This is a genomic window from Desulfobulbus sp., from assembly GCF_031547805.1.
Classification (GTDB): Bacteria; Desulfobacterota; Desulfobulbia; order Desulfobulbales; family Desulfobulbaceae; genus Desulfobulbus.
The window spans coordinates 108,306-125,050 of the sequence record NZ_JAVBRQ010000010.1 but is presented as its reverse complement, the minus strand read 5'-3'; the positions used below and the strand labels follow the sequence as shown (position 1 = coordinate 125,050).

Sequence of the window (16,745 nt, the reverse complement as noted above, 5' to 3'; positions counted from 1 at the left end):
TCACTCGGCCTCGTTTTGCTTGGCCCAGCTGTCGCGCAGGGTGACGATCCGGTTGAATACCGGCGCCCCCGGGACGTTTACCGCGGTGTCGAGGCAGAAATAGCCCTGGCGCTCGAATTGAAAACGGTCGTCCGGTCCGGCCTCGGCCAGTCCCGGTTCCAGCATGCAGTTACCGAGGACCGAGAGCGAGGCCGGGTTGAGAAAATCCATGAAGCTTCGTTCCTTGTCGGCATCCGGGTACTCGACGGTGAACAGACGGTCGTAAAGCCGCACCTCGGCCCGCAGGGCATGGGGCACCGAAACCCAGTGGATGGTGCCCTTGACCTTGCGGCCGTCGGGGGCGGAACCGCCCTTGGTGGCCGGGTCGTAGGTGCAGCGCAACTCCACTATCCGTCCCTGCGCATCCTTGATCACTTCCTGGCAGGTGATCAGATAGGCGTAGCGCAGGCGCACTTCCCGGCCGACACTGAGGCGGAAGAATTTTTTCGGCGCCTGCTCCATGAAATCGGAGCGTTCGATGTACAGTTCACGGGAAAAAGGCAGGGTGCGTTCGCCCATCTCCGGATTTTGCGGGTGATTCTGGGCGACGATCTCTTCGGTCAGCCCTTCCGGATAGTTGGTGAGCACGATCTTGAGCGGGTCGAGCACCCCGAAAACCCGGCGGGCATGCAGGTTGAGATTGTCGCGGGCGGCATTTTCCAGCACCCCCATGTCGATCCAGGATTCGCGGCGGCCAATGCCTACCGTGGCACAGAAATCGCGAATGGCGGCCGGCGTGTAGCCCCGGCGGCGCAGGCCGGAAATGGTGAGCATGCGGGGGTCGTCCCAACCGGAAACGCGGCCCTCGTTCACCAGTTGCAGCAGCTTGCGCTTGCTGGTCACGGTGTAGTTGATATTGAGCCGGGCAAATTCGATCTGGCGGGGGTGGTTGGGCGTTTGCAGGGTATCGAGCACCCAGTCGTAGAGGGCGCGGTTGTTTTCGAATTCAAGCGTGCACAGCGAGTGGGTGATGGTCTCCAGCATGTCGGAGAGGCAGTGGGTGAAGTCATACATCGGGTAGATGCACCACTTGTCGCCGGTGCGGTGATGGCTCGACTTGAGGATGCGATAGAGCACCGGATCGCGCATGACGATGTTGGGCGAGCCCATGTCGATCTTGGCCCGGAGCACACGGGTGCCCTCGTCGAATTCGCCGTTGCGCATGCGCGTGAACAGATCGAGATTTTCCTCGGCCGACCGGTTGCGGTAAGGGCTCTCCCGGCCCGGTTCGGTCAGAGTACCGCGGTATTCCCGGATTTGGTCGCCGCTCAGGTCGCAGACATAGGCCTTGCCCATTTCGATCAGTTGAAGGGCGTAGGCGTAGAGCTGGTCGAAATAGTCGGAGGCGTAATGCAGGTGCGTCCCCCAGTCGAATCCTAGCCAGCGCACGTCCCGCTTGATCGACTCGACGTAGTCGGTGGATTCCTTGCCCGGGTTGGTGTCGTCGAAGCGTAGGTGGCAGACGGAACCGTTTTCCACCGCGATGCCGAAATTGAGGCAGATCGACTTGGCGTGGCCGATGTGGAGAAAGCCGTTGGGTTCGGGGGGAAAACGGGTGACCGGTGACCGGTGCTTTCCCGAAGCCAGGTCGTCGGCGACGATCTGGCGGATGAAGTCGAGCGGCTTGGAGGCGGAATCCTTTTCGGTGGTCATGATCGCATGCTCCGGGCGGATGTTATGCGGCGGCAAACAGGTCGCTGGTCCGGCGCAGCCGGGCCACGACCTTTTCTTTGCCCAAGGTGGTGACGATATCGAACATCGAAGGGCCGGCCAGTTGTCCGGTGAGCACGGTGCGCATGGCGTTGATCAGTACCCCCGGTTTCACCGTCAGTTCCTCGGCCAGTTCCCGGCAGGTCTGTTCGGTCGACTCGGCATTGAAATCGGCCAGCGCGGCGTAGCGTTCGGCCAGCTGCGGCAGCCAGAAGGCCAGTTCCGGCTGCTTGAGCACGTTCTTGGCCAGCGGTTTGGGGTCGATGTCGTATTGGTCCGAGAAATAGGCGCGGCCGGCACCGACGAAGTCCTTGAGGGTGTGGAAACGGTCGCGGATCAGGCCGAGCGTGGCCAGAAACCAGTCGCGGCGACTGGTTTCGTAGGCGGAATCCCAGAGATGTTCCGCCTCGAGTTCGCCGCGGACCAGCTGGCCCAACTCAGCCAGGTCCATGGAACGCAGATAGTGCTCGTTGATGGCAATCAGTTTGGGATCGGTGAAGAATTTGGCATCGCCCGGCTTAAAGTTGAACACCGAGTTGGCCCGGCTGATCCGGGAAAGGCTGAAGGCCTCGATCAGTTCCTCGCGGGAGAAGAATTCCCGGTCGTTGCCCGGGTTCCAACCGAGGAGGCAGAGAAAATTGCACAGCGCCCAGGGGATAAAGCCCATGTCGCGGTAAAACTGGACCGCTACCACCTCGCCGTGGCTGCGTTTGGAGATCTTGCGTTTCTGCAAATCCAAAGTGAGCGGCATGTGGGCGAACACCGGCAGCCTGGCCTCCAGCGCTTCGTACAGCAGAACCTGGCGGGTGGTGTTGGTCATGTGGTCCTGGCCGCGGATAACGTGGGTGATGCGGTCGCGGATGTCGTCGACCACATTGCACAACAGGTAAAGCGGTTTGCCGTTGGAACGGACGATGACGAAGTCTTCTATTTCGCCGTAGGCCCGCTCGATCCGTCCCAGCACCTCGTCGTTGTAAAAGAGGTTGCCCGGCCGTTTGGGCACCTTGAAGCGAATGGTGGCCGGAATGCCTTGCGCCTCCTTGTCGCGGACCTGCTCGGCGCTGAGGTGGCGGCAGGTGCCGTCGTAGCCGACCTCGGATTTTTTTTCGGCCATGGCGGTCTCGCGTTTTTTCTCCAGCTCCTCCTTGGTGCAGAAGCATTTATAGGCGTGGCCGGAGACGAGCAGCCGCTCGGCGGCGGCGATGTGGTCGGCGGCGAAATCGGTCTGGAAATAGGGGCCTTCGTCCCAATCGATGCCCAGCCATTGCAAACCGTCGATGATGCCGTCGATCGAGGCCTGGGTGGAGCGCTCCTCGTCGGTGTCCTCGATGCGCAGGATCAACCTGCCGTTGTGCTGCTTGGCAAAAAGCCAGTTGAACAGGGCCGTTCTCGCACCCCCGATATGCAGATAGCCGGTGGGGCTTGGGGGAAAGCGAACGCGAACTTCTTCCATGGACCACTCCTTCCGTTGACGCATGAGATATTGCCGCAGGTTTCGGCGCGACAAACCTGAATTATATAGCGTTTTGGCGGTGTCACTTCAAGGGGAAGCTGAACGATCGTCGCTGAATGTGTGCTTCGGTGGGCAAAGCAGCAGGCAAGTCGCTGTACTTTTCCCGTTGTGGCCTAGTCGGAATGCCAGTATATTCGGGCAACGGGCGCCCAGGTTCGGCTTTGTATTCCGCGCCGCCTTCTTCCGCTTTGGCGGGGCGAGTCGGCCGCCGGAACGGACCGTGTTTGGGCGGGGGGCCGGCAGCGGCGCGTTTGCGGGGGAGGGCCGCGGCGTCGAGCCCGGAATCACAAGGAGTCTGGAAGAGCGAGCGAACAGCCATGAGTGAAAATCAAGCACAGTGCGACGAATGTCCGGAGGGGCGTGTCAGGGATGCGTCCGGCAGGTGTGTCATGCCGGAGGTGACCTTTTCCTCCTTTATTCTATCCCTGAACACATCGGCGCTCTTCCACATGGGGGAACTCCCGCATCCGGAGACGGGCCAGCGGCTGGTCGATCGCGAATTGGCCAAGCACACCATCGACACCCTGATGCTGCTGGCCGATAAAACCAAGGGCAACCTCTCCCACGACGAAAACGAACTGCTGACCCGCATCCTCTACGAACTGAAGATGCGGTTCGTCAAGCTGACGTAAGAATCGTTGGCTGGCATGCAACCGGCCCGGGTGACTGTCCGGGCTCCGGCCAAGATCAACCTGTTCCTGCGGATAACCGGCCGCCGCCCCGACGGTTACCACCTTCTCTCCACCTGGATGCAGAAGGTGGATCTTTGCGATACCATCGAATTGGCCGTCTGCGGCGAGGGCATCCGTTTTTCGTGCACCGGCGACGGCGTTCCCGGCGATCGCGACAATCTCGTTTACCGGGCGGCAGACCTGTACCTGCAGGCAGTCCGAGGCCGGGATGGTCTGCCTGCCCTCGGCGCTGCTATCGAATTGCGCAAACGGATCCCGGTGGCGGCAGGTCTGGGGGGGGGCAGCAGCGACGCCGCCGCGACCCTGCGGGCGATGAACGGGTTGTTCGGTTCCGCCCTGGCACCGGATGAACTGGTCGGTCTGGGGCTACGCCTGGGAGCGGACGTGCCTTTTTTTCTTGCCGACAGCCCTGCGGCCCTTGCCACCGGGATCGGTGAGATTTTGCGGCCGGTGCCATCGTTGCAGGGGTATTCGGTCGTGTTGGTGAATCCCGGCTTTCCCGTCTCGACTCGTTGGGCGTACCAGACTTTTGCATTGACAAAAAAGGAAGATGCAAGTAACCTGGCAAATTTACAAGAATGTGTTGTTGAAGATGTATGTTGGGGAGATTCCGGTGCCATGATTCAGCCGGATGCGCCTTTGGTCAACGACCTCGAAACGGTGACCGTTGCCCGATACCCGCTCCTTGAGCGGCTCAAGGGCGAACTGCTCCGGCACGGAGCGGTTCAGGCGTTGATGTCGGGTTCCGGTCCCACGGTATTCGGCCTTTTCGCCGACCACCATAAAGCGGAAGCCTGTTGCGCCGCGTGCAAGTCTCGGTTTGCCGCGAGCTATCTGGTCGCTCCGGTCGGAGAGAAATGAATTCATGGCCCGTTTTGTTCGTCAGGTGATGGGCTGGGGTGTCGTCAAGCGGTAAGACACAAGGTTTTGATCCTTGCATTCGGGGGTTCGAATCCTCCCGCCCCAGCCATTTCCTTCGAATCAGTTGGAAAGAAGATTATGCCCAATAAAATGAAGATTTTTACCGGCAACGCCAATCCGGCCATTGCCCAGGAAATCTGTGATTATCTGGGGGTGCCCCTTGGCGCGGCCGAGGTGAAGCAGTTCTCCGACGGCGAAATCTCTGTCGAAATCGGTGAAAATGTTCGCGGTGCCGACGTCTTTGTCGTGCAACCCACCTGTACCCCGGTCAACGATCACCTCATGGAGTTGTTGATCATGATCGACGCCCTGCGGCGCGCCTCCGCCCGCAGGATCACCGCGGTCATGCCCTATTACGGCTATGCCCGCCAGGATCGCAAGGTGCGGCCCAGAGTGCCGATCACCGCCAAGGCGGTTGCGGAAATGCTCATGGTGGTCGGGACCCGCAGGGTGCTGTGTATGGATCTGCACGCTGGCCAGATCCAGGGTTTTTTCAATATTCCCGTCGATCATCTGTACGCGGCGCCCATCATCTTGAAATATATCCGCGACAGGTTCACCGATGTGGTGATGGTGTCGCCCGACGCCGGCGGCGTGGAGCGGACCCGGGCGTTTGCCAAACGCCTCAATGCCGGGCTGGCCATTATCGATAAACGCCGCGAACGGGCCAACGAGTGCGAGGCCATGCGCGTCATCGGCGATGTTGCCGGTAAGACGGCCATCCTGCTGGACGACATGGTCGATACCGCCGGCACCCTGTGCGGTGGGGCTGAAATCCTGAAAAAAGTGGGAGCCAAGGAGGTTCACGCCTGTTGCTCCCACGGGGTGCTTTCCGGTCCGGCGGTCGAGCGGATCACCAAGTCCTGCCTGAAATCCCTGTTGGTGACGAATTCCATCCCGCTCAAGGAGGAGGTCAGGCAGTGCGAAAAAATCACAGTCTTGTCCGTGGGCTCCTTGTTGGGGGAGGCGATCCGCAGGATCCACAATGAGGATTCCGTCAGCTATTTATTTGTTTAACTTCGATTTTTACTAACGAGTTGCTAGAGTCCCGGAGAAAGGGGGAGGTTTGTATGTTACAGGTACGTATGGATTCCAAGGTGCGCACGGTTTTTGGCAAGGGTCCGATGCGACAGTTGCGGCTGGACGAGATTACGCCCGCCAATTTGTATAGCGGTGGCAAGCCCCCTGTTTCCCTGCAGTTCGAGACGCCGAAGTTGTATAAAGATCTTCTGCACATCCATGGCCGGAATGCGGTCGTCAACCTGCAGGTTGAGGGCGATAGCGCTGGCGAGCGGCACGTGTTGGTTCAGGAAGTTCAAAAAGATCCGATTACCGGCCAGTTACTCCATGTCGATTTTCTTGAGATCGATTTGCAGAAGACGGCCAAATTCACCGTGCCGATCGAGTACGTCGGCACCGCCAAGGGCGTCGATCTGGGCGGCGAGTTGCAAGTTTACAAAAATACCGTGCAACTGCGCGGTTGTCCGCTTGACATTCCCGATGTCATCAGCGTCGATATCACCCCCCTGGAACAGGGCGGAGCGGGCTTGACCTATGGCGATCTGCCGTTGCCGGCCAATGTCGAAATGCTGGAGAAGGCCACTGTAACCTGCGTGGCCGTTCAATAACGGGCGCGATTGTCTTTTTTCTGGACAGCGCCACCGCTGTCCGAGTCACCGACGAGCCGAAAGAATTTTTCGGCTCGTTTTTTTTGTTTTTTTCTCTGTGCTGCCATGGCGGAACGTCGATTTTTGCTTGCTGGTCTCGGGAACCCCGGCCGGGAATATCAGCTGACGCGGCATAATATCGGTTTTCTGTTCATCGACCATCTCGCGGACAGCCACGGCTGGCAGGTCGATTCGCTCAAGATGCAGGGGTTTTATTGCCAGGGACGGGCATGGGGCGGGCAGATTTTTTTGCTCAAGCCGCAAACCTACATGAATCGCTCCGGCGAATGCGTCCGTTCTTTCCTTGATTACTTCAAGATTCCTCCCGAGCATCTTTTGGTGCTGCACGACGATATCGACCTGGCGGCGGGTCGGATCAAACTGGTGGCCCGTGGCGGTGCCGGCGGCCATAACGGCATCCGCTCCATCATCCAGCATCTTGGCACCCAGGATTTCGCCCGGATGAAAATCGGCATCGGCCGCCCCCAAACGAGCGCTGAAGTGAAGGGGCAGCCGGTCGATCAATTCGTGCTCTCCCGTTTTACCGGGGACGAGCAACTGCTGTTCGCGCAACGGAAATCCTTGGTGGCCGAGGCAAGCGAATTGTTTGCCCGTGAAGGGATAGACATTTGCATGAACCGGATTAACGGACGATAGGTCCTGCGCGGCTGGTTGCGTTTCCGGTGAAGCGAAGGCCAATGTACCGCTTTCCCGCCATTTCACAGCATGTGAAGCAATCCTTCGACAACGAGATACAATCTTTGCGAAAAAAGAAAAAATATGGTAGTATAGTATTTTAAGAGTGCAGCCGATATGCGCTTTTTCAGTCGGTGCGGGTCTCTCTAGTGTTCGGAGGAGCATGTGTTTGCAGAAGGTGACATGGCTGTCTATCCAGCCCACGGGGTCGGGCTCATCGAGGCCATAGAAACACAGACCATTGGCGGGATTGACCAGCGGTTCTATGTGCTGAAAATCCTGGACAACGACATGACGATCATGATTCCGATCGCCACGAGTTCCAAGTTCGGCCTGCGGGCCATCATTCCCCAGGAAGAGGTTCCCAGGGTCATCGATATCCTGAAGGAGCGCGATGTCAAGATCACGGCGCAAACCTGGAATCGTCGTTATCGCGAATACATGGAAAAGATTAAGACAGGCTCGGTGTTTGAGGTGGCCGTGGTCCTGCGGGATCTTTTCCTGCTGAAGGAGGATAAAGAGCTCTCCTACGGCGAACGAAAGATGTTGGACACCGCCAAAAATCTGTTGATCAAGGAATTGTCGCTGGCCAAACAGATGGAAGAGGCCAAGATAGAACAACAGATCGAGAAGCTTTTTTGTTGATTTTCGTTGTCCCTTGTCGCCCATGACAGGAGCGGTGAACGAACTATCGCTGCCTGTTGCCGACGGGCCCGTTGCGGCCTTGCCGACGACTTTTGTCGTCGCTGCCGCCGATGCCGGCTTGCGGCTCGACCATTTCCTCACCGGTAAATATCCCGAACATACCCGATCCGCGCTGAATAAATTGATTGTCGCCTCCCAAGTACTGGTCGATGGCTGCCACGTCAAGGCCGGGTACCGTTTGCGGGAGCAAGAAACCGTCACCGTTGTCCTGCCGACACCGGAACCCCCCGATCTCACCCCTGAAAAGATAGAATTTTCCGTGCTGCACGAGGATGCCCATATCCTTGTTATCAATAAACCGCCAGGCTTGGTCGTGCATCCCGCCGGTGGGCATCGCAGCGGCACCCTGGTGCACGGTCTGCTGCATCTGTGCAGGGAATTACCCGCGGCTGATGCTGGGCGGCCGGGCATTGTCCATCGTCTGGACAAGGACACCTCGGGGGTGATGTTGGTGGCCAAGACGGAGATTGCCCTGCGGGTGTTGATGGCTGACTTCAAGGACCGCAAGATCCACAAGACCTACCACGCGTTGCTGTTGCGCTGCCCGCGGGAAAACGAGGGCAGGGTGAGTTCCTCTATCGGCCGGCACCCGGTTGACCGCAAGAAAATGGCGGTCAGGCCCGTACACGGCAAACATGCGGCGACCAATTGGCGGCTGCTTGAGCGTTTTACCAATGGCTGGGGGTGGGCGGAAATCGAGATCGAAACCGGCCGGACTCATCAGATTCGGGTGCACATGGCCTCGATCAAGTCGCCGGTTGCGGGGGACGCGCTTTACGGTGGAGGCGTGGATCGGCATGCGGTCATCAGGCCGCTGCGCCAGATGCTGCACGCCAGCACCCTGCGGTTCAGGCATCCCGTCAGCGGCGAAGCGTTGCGATGCACAGCGCCCCTGGCCGAGGATATGCAGCAGGTGCTGGCAGCGCTTCGCCGCTCACAGGGTGTCGGCGCGTGAAGCCTTGGATTCTCGGCATCACCGGCGGTATCGGCTCGGGCAAAAGTTCCGTGGGACGCTTGTTGGCCAGTTATTGCCTGGCGCCGCTCATCGACATCGATCAATGCTGCCGGCATCTTCTTGAGATCGGCCAGCCGGGCTGGCAGGCATTGCGCGCGGCTTTCGGTCCTGCTTACTTTTTGCCCGACGGCGGGGTCGACCGGGTCGCCTTGCGGCGGCGCATCTTCGAGGATGCGGATATCCGCCGACAGGTCGATGGCCTCCTGCATCCCCTGGCCCGCGAGGTGCTCCGGACCGAGGTCGGCTGCCAGCGTGCCCGGTTGGTGCTGGTCGAGATCCCCCTATTGTTCGAGGCCGGATGGCGCGGCGAGGTAAACGAGGTGCTGGTGGTGTATGCCCGGCGTGGCGCCCGTTGCTGCCGGATCATGCGGCGCGACGGGGTGAGCCGCAGGGAAGCGGCCCGGGCCATTGCCGCGCAGATGAGCCTTGAGGAAAAGGCAGCGCGCGCCGAATGGGTGATCGACAACAGTCGACAGTGGACGGAGAGCCGCGTCAAGATCGTTGCCTTGGGCGACGCCCTGTCGCACTGAAGCCCCGATCGGTTGCGCAAAGAAAGTTCTTGACAGCGGCCCGGGAAACAAATATTTAAAGTGACATCTCAGCAGGCTCGGACAGAGTCTGTCGTTTTCTTGTTCTGTTACTTCACGCTGAAAATATATTCGATTCCTTGAATCGCGCCCCATGCGCTGCCCGTGCAGGGGTATCAACCGGATATTTGTTTGCGCATCTCTGGTTTACCATCGCATCCGGCCAAGCCTGGCGCACGATAACCGCCTCATCATATTTGCATCGGTACTCGACACCCACTCTGAAAACAGGAAGGCAAGTTCCCTTTGCCGCTGCTTATCTTACTGCAACTTCCATAATGACAAATGATACCCTTCGGCGGTTTGTTGTGCTGACCACCTGGGAGGAAAGATTGGTCCATGAATCCCACTGAACTCAAGAATAAAAAAATAAAAGATCTGGTCAGCCTCGCCGCCTCCCTCAATATCGAGGGATACAGCAACATGACCAAGCAGGAGTTGATCTTCGCCATCCTCAAGGAACAGGCGGATGAGGACGGCAAGCTGCGGGGCAGCGGCGTTCTGGAGATCCTGCAGGACGGTTTCGGCTTTCTGCGCGCCCCGGACTACAATTACCTGCCAGGCCCGGACGATATTTATGTCTCGCCCTCGCAGATCCGCCGCCTCAACCTTCGTACCGGCGACACCGTGGAAGGAGAGGTGAGGGCGCCCAAGGACAACGAGCGCTATTTCGCCCTGCTCAAGGTCGACACCATCAATTACGAGTTGCCCGAGGCGGCGAAAAACAAGACCGCCTTCATCAACCTGACCCCTCTGCACCCGGATCAGTTGATCAATCTGGAAACGACACCTGACAACCTCTCCATGCGGGTGCTCAATATCACCGCGCCGCTCGGCAAGGGACAGCGCGGGTTGATCGTGGCGCCGCCCCGGACCGGTAAAACGGTGCTGATGCAGAAAATCGCCAACTCGATCGTCGCCAACCACAAGGAAATCATCCTCATTGTGCTGCTCATCGACGAGCGGCCGGAAGAGGTCACCGACATGAAGCGGAGCGTGGCCGCCGAGGTGGTCAGTTCCACCTTCGACGAGCCGCCGCAACGTCACATCCAGGTGGCGGAGATGGTGATCCAGAAGGCGCAGCGCTTGGTGGAGCACAAGAAGGACGTGGTTATCCTGCTCGATTCCATCACCCGCCTGGCCAGGGCCTACAACACGGTCACCCCGGCCTCGGGCAAGATCCTGTCCGGCGGTGTCGAGGCCAATGCCCTGCACCGGCCGAAGCGATTTTTCGGGGCCGCCCGCAATGTCGAGGAGGGCGGCAGCCTGACCATTCTGGCCACCGCCCTGATCGATACCGGCAGCCGCATGGACGAGGTCATCTTCGAGGAATTCAAGGGCACGGGCAATATGGAGATCGTGCTGGATCGCAAGATGGCAAACCGCCGCATCTATCCCGCCATCGACATCCAAAAGTCCGGGACCCGCAAGGAAGATTTGCTTCTGCCTCCCGAGGACCTCAACCGCATCTGGATCCTGCGCAAGCTGCTTTCTTCGATGAATCCTGCCGACGCCATGGAGTTTCTCCTCGACAAAATGAGCCAGACCAAGACCAATCAGGAGTTTTTCGCCTCCATGAATCGGTAGGGCTTGTTTTTTCTTTGAAGAAGCGGTGAAAAAAGATATAGTTTCAGATTTTGATTATTCTTCATCAAGGCCATCTTTGTCCAAGGAGTGTTTGCCATGAAATCCGATACCCATCCCGCCTATCATAAGATCACCGCTGTTTGCGCCTGCGGCAACGAGTTCGAACTCGGTTCCGTGATGAACGAAGTGCGGGTTGAAATCTGTTCCGCCTGCCATCCTTTTTTCACCGGCAAGCAGAAACTGATCGATACCGCCGGGCGGATTGAAAAATTCAAAAAGAAATATGCCAACTACCAGGGCGGCAAACAGAAATAAAACGGGCACCGCCTTTTTCTCTCCCCCTCCTGATCCCGGCACTTCTGTCGACCGTGCCGCCCCCCGAAAGCCGGGGCCGCGGTGGCTGATGCATGCCGGGACTTGAGGGATTTTCTTTTTCAGCGCTTGGACACGCGGGGGCCGGCAAGGCGGCGGGAAGTGTTTTGCCGCGTCCCGTTCGCGTGCAATGGCCCCTTTTTCTTCAAGGTTCCTGCAGGGCAGGTATGTTTGACAATCTCCGAGACATCGACGAAAAACTGGGCGCCTTGGAGCGGCAGCTTTCCGACCCGTCCCTGGTGAGCGATCAGCAACGATACCGGGAAGTGGTTCGGGAACATGCCCAGGTCGCGAAAATCGCCGAACTGTATGCGGCCTATACCTCGGTCTGCGCCCAGATTGCCGACAGTCAGGAGTTGATCCGCACCGAGCAGGACGATCCCGATCTGGTGGCCCTGGCCAAGGCGGAACTGGAAGAGCTGGCCCTCAAGCAAGAGGAACTGGAAAAGGCGATCCGTATCCGCCTGCTGCCCAAGGATCCCAACGACGAGAAGAATATCTTCCTGGAGATCAGGGCGGGGACCGGCGGCGACGAAGCGGCCCTGTTCGCTGCCGACCTCTTTCGCATGTACAGCCGCTACGCCGAAATGCAGGGCTGGCGGGTCGAAGTGATGAGTTCCAACCCCATCGGGATCGGCGGGTTCAAGGAGATCATCGCCCTCATCAGCGGCCAGCAGGTCTACTCCCGACTGAAGTACGAATCGGGCGTGCATCGGGTGCAGCGGGTGCCGGACACCGAAACCCAGGGACGCATCCACACCTCGGCGGTGACCGTCGCCATCATTCCCGAGGCCGAGGAAGTCGACCTGCACATCGAGCCCAATGAGCTGAAATTCGATGTCTATCGGTCGTCAGGCCCCGGCGGCCAATCGGTCAATACCACCGATTCCGCAGTGCGGGTCACCCATCTGCCCACCGGCCTGGTGGTTACCTGCCAGGACGAGAAATCCCAGCATAAAAACAAGGCCAAGGCGCTGCAGGTTTTGCGCGCCCGGCTGCTCGACCGGATGGAACAGGAGCGGCATGACCGGATTTCCGAGGAACGGAAGAGCCAGGTCGGCTCCGGCGATCGGAGCGAGCGGATTCGCACCTACAATTTTCCCCAGGGCAGAGTCACGGATCACCGCATCAACCTGACCATCTATCGTCTGGACCAGGTGATGGCCGGGGTGATCGACGATGTCATCGTGCCGCTGATCACCCACTATCAGACCGAAGCCCTGAAATCGGTCCATTGACCGGTTGGGTCATGCGGATCGATACCCTCCTGGCCGAGGCCACGGCCCGGCTGATTGCCGCCGGCGTCGCCGATGCGGCCCTTGATGCCCGACTGCTCCTGCAGCACCTGACCGGGTGGAATCGCAGCCAGATGGTTCTGCTCGCCGGCCGGCCGGTGGACGAGGCGATTTCGTTCCGATACCGGGAGCTGATTGCCCGCCGTTGCCAGCGGGTTCCCCTGCAACACCTGACCGGCTTGCAGGAATTCTGGTCGCTTGATTTCGCGGTGTCGCCGGCTGTGCTCATTCCCCGGCCCGAGACCGAATTCCTCCTTGAGCAGGTGCTGGCGGAATGCGGGCAGACCGGGATCGCCCATGCCCTCGATCTCTGCACCGGCAGCGGGGCGATCGCGGTGGTCCTGGCCAGGGAGTTGGGGTGCGCAGTGGTGGCCGCCGATATTTCCGAGGCTGCCCTGCGGGTGGCGCGGGACAACAGCGCCCGACACATGACCGCCGATCTGGTGCTGCCTGTTTGCTGCGATCTGTTTGCCGCCCTGAATGTTTGCCGTCCCTTTGATCTGATTGTCAGCAATCCGCCCTATGTCGCCGAGGAAGAGATCGACGGCCTGGAACCGGAGGTCGCCAGAGGTGACCCCCGCCTTGCCCTGTCGGGCGGTCTGGGCGGGATGCACTGCATCGAGCGGATTGCGAGAGAGGCCCGCGGCCACCTGCGTCCGGGCGGTTGGATTTTTCTGGAAATCGGCGCCGATCAAGGGGAAAAGGCGGCCCGCCTCTTCCGATCGACCGTGCCGGGGTACGGCCAGGTCCTGGTCATCGACGACTGGGCCGGCCGCCCCCGGGTTCTCCGGGCGCGCCATGAACCCTAACCCAGGCCACGCGGCGGAATGCCGACGCGGCTCGTCCAGTCTTTCTTCCTGAACACGTCTTATGGATCAACTCATCATCGAGGGCGGAACGCCCCTGTACGGCACGGTGGCCATCAGCGGCGCCAAAAACGCGGCTCTGCCCCTCATCGCCGCCACCCTGCTTGCTCCCGGCTGGCATACCCTGCACAATGTCCCGGATCTACGCGATACCAGGACGATGCTCAAGCTCCTGGAGATTCTGGGGGCGCGATGGGAACGGCAGGGGAAGACGGTCCGGATCAACAGCGACCGGCTCACCGGGGTGGAAGCGCCTTACGACCTGGTGAAAACCATGCGGGCCTCGGTGCTGGTGTTGGGGCCGCTGCTGGCCCGTTCCGGTTTTGCCCGGGTATCGCTGCCGGGCGGCTGCGCCATCGGTGCCCGGCCGATCAATTTCCATCTCAAGGGCTTTGAAAAGTTGGGGGTGGTGACCCGTCTGGAGCAGGGGTATGTGGAGGCGGCGGCCGAAGGGCGGATGGGGGGCGGGACGGTCTATTTCGACATCCCCTCGGTGACCGGCACCGAAAACGTGCTCATGGCCTCGGTCATGGCCAAGGGGGAAACGGTGATCAAGAATGCCGCCAAGGAGCCCGAAGTCGGCAACTTGATCGATATGCTGGTGGGCATGGGGGCCGAAATCGATGGCAAGGACACCGACCGGCTGGTGGTCCACGGGGGCGAGCGGCTCCATGCCGCCGAATCGACCATCATCCCCGACCGGATCGAGACCGGCACCTACATGATCGCCACCGCGGCCGCCGGAGGCAGGATTACCCTGACCGGTTGCACCCCGGCCCACCTGCCGGCACTGACCGAAAAACTGCTGCTCTGCGGAGTGGCCATCGAAACGACCGACGATTCGCTGACCGTCTCCTGCCCGGAACTCGACGGCCGCAACATTTGCCGCCCGTGCAGCGTCGATATAACTACCTTGCCGTACCCCGGCTTTCCCACCGACCTCCAGGCCCAGTTCATGGCCCTGATGGTGCTGGGAAACGGCACCTCCATCATCCACGAGACCATTTTCGAAAACCGGTTCATGCACGTGGCCGAACTCAAGCGCATGGGAGCGGACATCACCATTGAAGGCTCACGGGCCGTGGTCCGGGGCATCGGCCGCGACAAACTGTGCGGCGCGCCGGTTATGGCCACCGATCTGCGCGCTTCGGCATCGTTGGTGATTGCCGGCCTCGCCGCCGGAGGCACCACCAATATCTCCAGGATTTACCACCTCGAGCGGGGATATGAGAACATGGTGGAAAAAATGCAGGGGCTCGGCGCCAAGGTGAGCAAGGTCAGGGAGTAGCCGGCAAGGGCATGGGTAGGCGTACTCGGACGATGCAGGGATAGTCGGGCGCGGCGTCGAGCTCGACTTTGCCGCCGTGGTTTTCCACGATCTGGCGGACAATGGCCAGGCCCAGGCCGGTGCCGTCCGTCCGAATGGAAAAAAAGGGGGTGAAAACCTGCTCCCGGAATTCCGGAGGAATACCGGAGCCCTGGTCGCGAACCTCCAGCCACAGTTCGCCCTGGCCGTCTTCGGTGCCTTCCCCGGCGGCGACCACCACCTTGCCCTGTTGCGCGGCAACCGCGTGGCAGGCATTGTCCAGCAGATGGGTCAGGATGGTCTGGATTTGCTGCCGATCCGCCCAGAAGGCGACATGGGCTCCGATGTCCTTGGTCACGGTGCCGGCCACCATGTTGATCGATTGCTGCATCTGGACGAGCACCTCATCGACCAGCCGGCTGATGTCGAACCATTCCGGCTGGATCGCGGCCGGCCTGGCGAATTGGAGAAAATCGGTGATCGCCTTGGCCATCCGGTCGGTTTCCCGGAGAATGATCCCCATCAGCGTCTTGAAGGTCGCCGGATCGTGACTGCCGAGACTGTTCGCCTCCATCGCCAGGATCTGGGCCGAACCGGAGATCGCGGCCAGGGGATTGCGGAAATCGTGGGCGATCGAAGCACTCAACTCCCCTATGGCCGCCATCTTTTCCGCCTCGCGGATTTGCTGTTCCATCCGCTCGACCTGGCTGATGTCCTGCAGCGTGACCACCTTCCATCTGGCCTGGCGTTCCTCTTCTTTCTGTTCCAGCTCCCGTTCCAGCTCCGATTCCAGTTCCTGCTCCGCCGGCACCGGCATGTTCAAGAAGGAAAAGGAGTAGCCGATCCGGATGGTCGAACCGTCCGGCTTGTTGAAGTCGCAGACGTTGCGGCCCTGCGCTTCCTGGAGAAACATGGCGGGAAAGCAGCGGATGAACGGTTGTCCCAGCACCTGCCCGCGCGGAATGCCGGTGATCCGTTCCGCCGCTTGATTGCAGGAGGTGATGAAGTCGGACTGATCGGTGGTGATGATGCCGGTGGAGATGTCCTCGAAGATTTGTTTGTAAAGCAGGGAGAGCCGGTCGTACTCCAGCGCCGTCCGCTGGAGCCGTTCCTCGGTCACCCGCAGCCGCCTGGCCAATTGGCCGCTCAGCAGGGCACCCAGGAAAAGGAGCAGGCCGTAGACGGCGAACAGGTTGGCGGCCGAGAGCGGGACAGCCGTGCCGATATGGGGGGCTTGCTTTAAATAATCCGGAAGCCAGCGCAGCTGTTCCAAAATCAAAATCGCGCCATAGGCGATGGTGGTGACCGCCGCCAGGAAGAGACCGCCCCGGCGGTAGAGAATCAAGCCGGCGGCAAGCACCGGCAAAATCATCAGCGAGGTGAAGTCGGATTTGCTGCAGCCGGTGGCATAGATCAACAAGGCAATAATGCCGGCGTCGCCGCAAAGCTGGAGCAGACCGAACCGCCGCACTGACCGGCACCCTTTCTGCAAAAACAGGGCTGAGGCAAAGGTGGCGCCGTAGAGCGTCGCAAGAAAGGCGATGCTGGTGGACATGCCGGGCATGGTGAGGGCGAGGCCTCTTTCCCGGAGCACGGTGGTCAGGGCGAACAGCAGGGTGAAAAGGACCACGCGGGCGAGAAACCACCACAAGAGGTGCTTCCGGGTTTCCTGCTCGCTGTCGATGAGGGAGGCCTTGGCCCGAGAGAGAAAGCGGAACATGGTGGCGGATGATCGGGGCTGAGGGCTGAGAGGGGTTCCCACCAACACGGGGCG

General features: G+C 60.2%; 16 protein-coding genes and 1 tRNA gene. 14 read left to right on the top strand and 3 right to left on the bottom strand.

Features of this window, described 5'->3' with window-relative positions; genetic code table 11:
• The gene (locus RMR13_RS03930; protein ID WP_310599336.1) at positions 1-1,692 is read right to left on the bottom strand and encodes a glutamine--tRNA ligase/YqeY domain fusion protein; all 1,692 of its coding nucleotides are present in this window, start codon (positions 1,690-1,692) and stop codon (positions 1-3) included.
• 22 nt (positions 1,693-1,714) lie between these two features.
• Positions 1,715-3,202, bottom strand: coding sequence for a glutamate--tRNA ligase (gene gltX, locus RMR13_RS03925; RefSeq protein ID WP_310599335.1), 1,488 nt, complete (start codon positions 3,200-3,202; stop codon positions 1,715-1,717).
• A 449-nt stretch (positions 3,203-3,651) separates the two neighbouring features.
• Here gltX and RMR13_RS03920 point away from each other — a divergent pair, with 449 nt between their 5' ends.
• The 14 genes from RMR13_RS03920 to murA all read left to right on the top strand — a co-directional run bounded on the left by RMR13_RS03920 (position 3,652) and on the right by murA (position 14,953).
• Positions 3,652-3,894 carry a DUF1844 domain-containing protein gene (locus tag RMR13_RS03920; RefSeq protein ID WP_310599334.1) on the top strand — a complete coding sequence of 81 codons (243 nt, stop codon included), beginning with the start codon at positions 3,652-3,654 and terminating at the stop codon, positions 3,892-3,894.
• Between the two features lie 15 nt (positions 3,895-3,909).
• A complete protein-coding gene (ispE, locus tag RMR13_RS03915) occupies positions 3,910-4,815 on the top strand; it encodes a 4-(cytidine 5'-diphospho)-2-C-methyl-D-erythritol kinase (RefSeq protein ID WP_310599346.1) in 906 nt (301 codons plus the stop codon).
• A gap of 34 nt (positions 4,816-4,849) precedes the next feature.
• A tRNA-Gln gene (locus RMR13_RS03910) sits at positions 4,850-4,924 on the top strand.
• Positions 4,925-4,953: 29 nt separating this feature from the next.
• Positions 4,954-5,892, top strand: coding sequence for a ribose-phosphate pyrophosphokinase (locus tag RMR13_RS03905; protein ID WP_310599333.1), 939 nt, complete (start codon positions 4,954-4,956; stop codon positions 5,890-5,892).
• A 53-nt stretch (positions 5,893-5,945) separates the two neighbouring features.
• Positions 5,946-6,503 carry a 50S ribosomal protein L25 gene (locus tag RMR13_RS03900; protein WP_310599332.1) on the top strand — a complete coding sequence of 186 codons (558 nt, stop codon included), beginning with the start codon at positions 5,946-5,948 and terminating at the stop codon, positions 6,501-6,503.
• Positions 6,504-6,608: 105 nt separating this feature from the next.
• The gene (gene pth, locus RMR13_RS03895; RefSeq protein WP_310599331.1) at positions 6,609-7,199 is read left to right on the top strand and encodes an aminoacyl-tRNA hydrolase; all 591 of its coding nucleotides are present in this window, start codon (positions 6,609-6,611) and stop codon (positions 7,197-7,199) included.
• A gap of 204 nt (positions 7,200-7,403) precedes the next feature.
• Positions 7,404-7,883 (top strand): CarD family transcriptional regulator, encoded by a 480-nt coding sequence (locus tag RMR13_RS03890; protein WP_310599330.1) that lies wholly within the window; start codon positions 7,404-7,406, stop codon positions 7,881-7,883.
• A gap of 34 nt (positions 7,884-7,917) precedes the next feature.
• Positions 7,918-8,898, top strand: a complete 981-nt coding sequence (locus RMR13_RS03885) for an RluA family pseudouridine synthase (RefSeq protein ID WP_310599329.1) — start codon at positions 7,918-7,920, stop codon at positions 8,896-8,898.
• On the top strand, positions 8,895-9,488 hold the full coding sequence (gene coaE, locus RMR13_RS03880; RefSeq protein ID WP_310599328.1) for a dephospho-CoA kinase: 594 nt from the start codon (positions 8,895-8,897) through the stop codon (positions 9,486-9,488). Before RMR13_RS03885 ends, coaE begins: the two co-directional genes overlap by 4 nt.
• A gap of 396 nt (positions 9,489-9,884) precedes the next feature.
• Positions 9,885-11,132, top strand: a complete 1,248-nt coding sequence (gene rho / locus RMR13_RS03875; RefSeq protein WP_310599327.1) for a transcription termination factor Rho — start codon at positions 9,885-9,887, stop codon at positions 11,130-11,132.
• Positions 11,133-11,228: 96 nt separating this feature from the next.
• Positions 11,229-11,447, top strand: coding sequence for a 50S ribosomal protein L31 (gene rpmE, locus RMR13_RS03870; protein ID WP_310599326.1), 219 nt, complete (start codon positions 11,229-11,231; stop codon positions 11,445-11,447).
• 224 nt (positions 11,448-11,671) lie between these two features.
• Complete coding sequence (gene prfA, locus RMR13_RS03865; RefSeq protein WP_310599325.1) at positions 11,672-12,742, top strand: peptide chain release factor 1; 1,071 nt, start codon at positions 11,672-11,674, stop codon at positions 12,740-12,742.
• An 11-nt stretch (positions 12,743-12,753) separates the two neighbouring features.
• Positions 12,754-13,608, top strand: a complete 855-nt coding sequence (gene prmC / locus RMR13_RS03860; RefSeq protein ID WP_310599324.1) for a peptide chain release factor N(5)-glutamine methyltransferase — start codon at positions 12,754-12,756, stop codon at positions 13,606-13,608.
• Positions 13,609-13,669: 61 nt separating this feature from the next.
• Positions 13,670-14,953, top strand: a complete 1,284-nt coding sequence (gene murA / locus RMR13_RS03855; protein WP_310599323.1) for a UDP-N-acetylglucosamine 1-carboxyvinyltransferase — start codon at positions 13,670-13,672, stop codon at positions 14,951-14,953.
• Here murA and RMR13_RS03850 read toward each other — a convergent pair.
• The gene (locus tag RMR13_RS03850; RefSeq protein ID WP_310599322.1) at positions 14,943-16,691 is read right to left on the bottom strand and encodes an ATP-binding protein; all 1,749 of its coding nucleotides are present in this window, start codon (positions 16,689-16,691) and stop codon (positions 14,943-14,945) included. The two genes, murA and RMR13_RS03850, sit on opposite strands and share 11 nt — an antisense overlap.
• Between the last annotated feature and the right edge of the window lie 54 nt (positions 16,692-16,745).

Excerpts from the sequence above, each read along its gene's own strand:
- RMR13_RS03905 (WP_310599333.1), top strand. The coding sequence starts at position 4,954 with ATGCCCAATAAAATGAAGATTTTTACCGGCAACGCCAATCCGGCCATT.
- gltX (WP_310599335.1), bottom strand. The coding sequence starts at position 3,202 with ATGGAAGAAGTTCGCGTTCGCTTTCCCCCAAGCCCCACCGGCTATCTG.
- RMR13_RS03900 (WP_310599332.1), top strand. The coding sequence starts at position 5,946 with ATGTTACAGGTACGTATGGATTCCAAGGTGCGCACGGTTTTTGGCAAG.
- murA (WP_310599323.1), top strand. The coding sequence starts at position 13,670 with ATGGATCAACTCATCATCGAGGGCGGAACGCCCCTGTACGGCACGGTG.
- prmC (WP_310599324.1), top strand. The coding sequence starts at position 12,754 with ATGCGGATCGATACCCTCCTGGCCGAGGCCACGGCCCGGCTGATTGCC.
- ispE (WP_310599346.1), top strand. The coding sequence starts at position 3,910 with ATGCAACCGGCCCGGGTGACTGTCCGGGCTCCGGCCAAGATCAACCTG.
- RMR13_RS03850 (WP_310599322.1), bottom strand. The coding sequence starts at position 16,691 with ATGTTCCGCTTTCTCTCTCGGGCCAAGGCCTCCCTCATCGACAGCGAG.
- prfA (WP_310599325.1), top strand. The coding sequence starts at position 11,672 with ATGTTTGACAATCTCCGAGACATCGACGAAAAACTGGGCGCCTTGGAG.
- rpmE (WP_310599326.1), top strand. The coding sequence starts at position 11,229 with ATGAAATCCGATACCCATCCCGCCTATCATAAGATCACCGCTGTTTGC.
- pth (WP_310599331.1), top strand. The coding sequence starts at position 6,609 with ATGGCGGAACGTCGATTTTTGCTTGCTGGTCTCGGGAACCCCGGCCGG.
- RMR13_RS03930 (WP_310599336.1), bottom strand. The coding sequence starts at position 1,692 with ATGACCACCGAAAAGGATTCCGCCTCCAAGCCGCTCGACTTCATCCGC.
- RMR13_RS03920 (WP_310599334.1), top strand. The coding sequence starts at position 3,652 with ATGCCGGAGGTGACCTTTTCCTCCTTTATTCTATCCCTGAACACATCG.
- rho (WP_310599327.1), top strand. The coding sequence starts at position 9,885 with ATGAATCCCACTGAACTCAAGAATAAAAAAATAAAAGATCTGGTCAGC.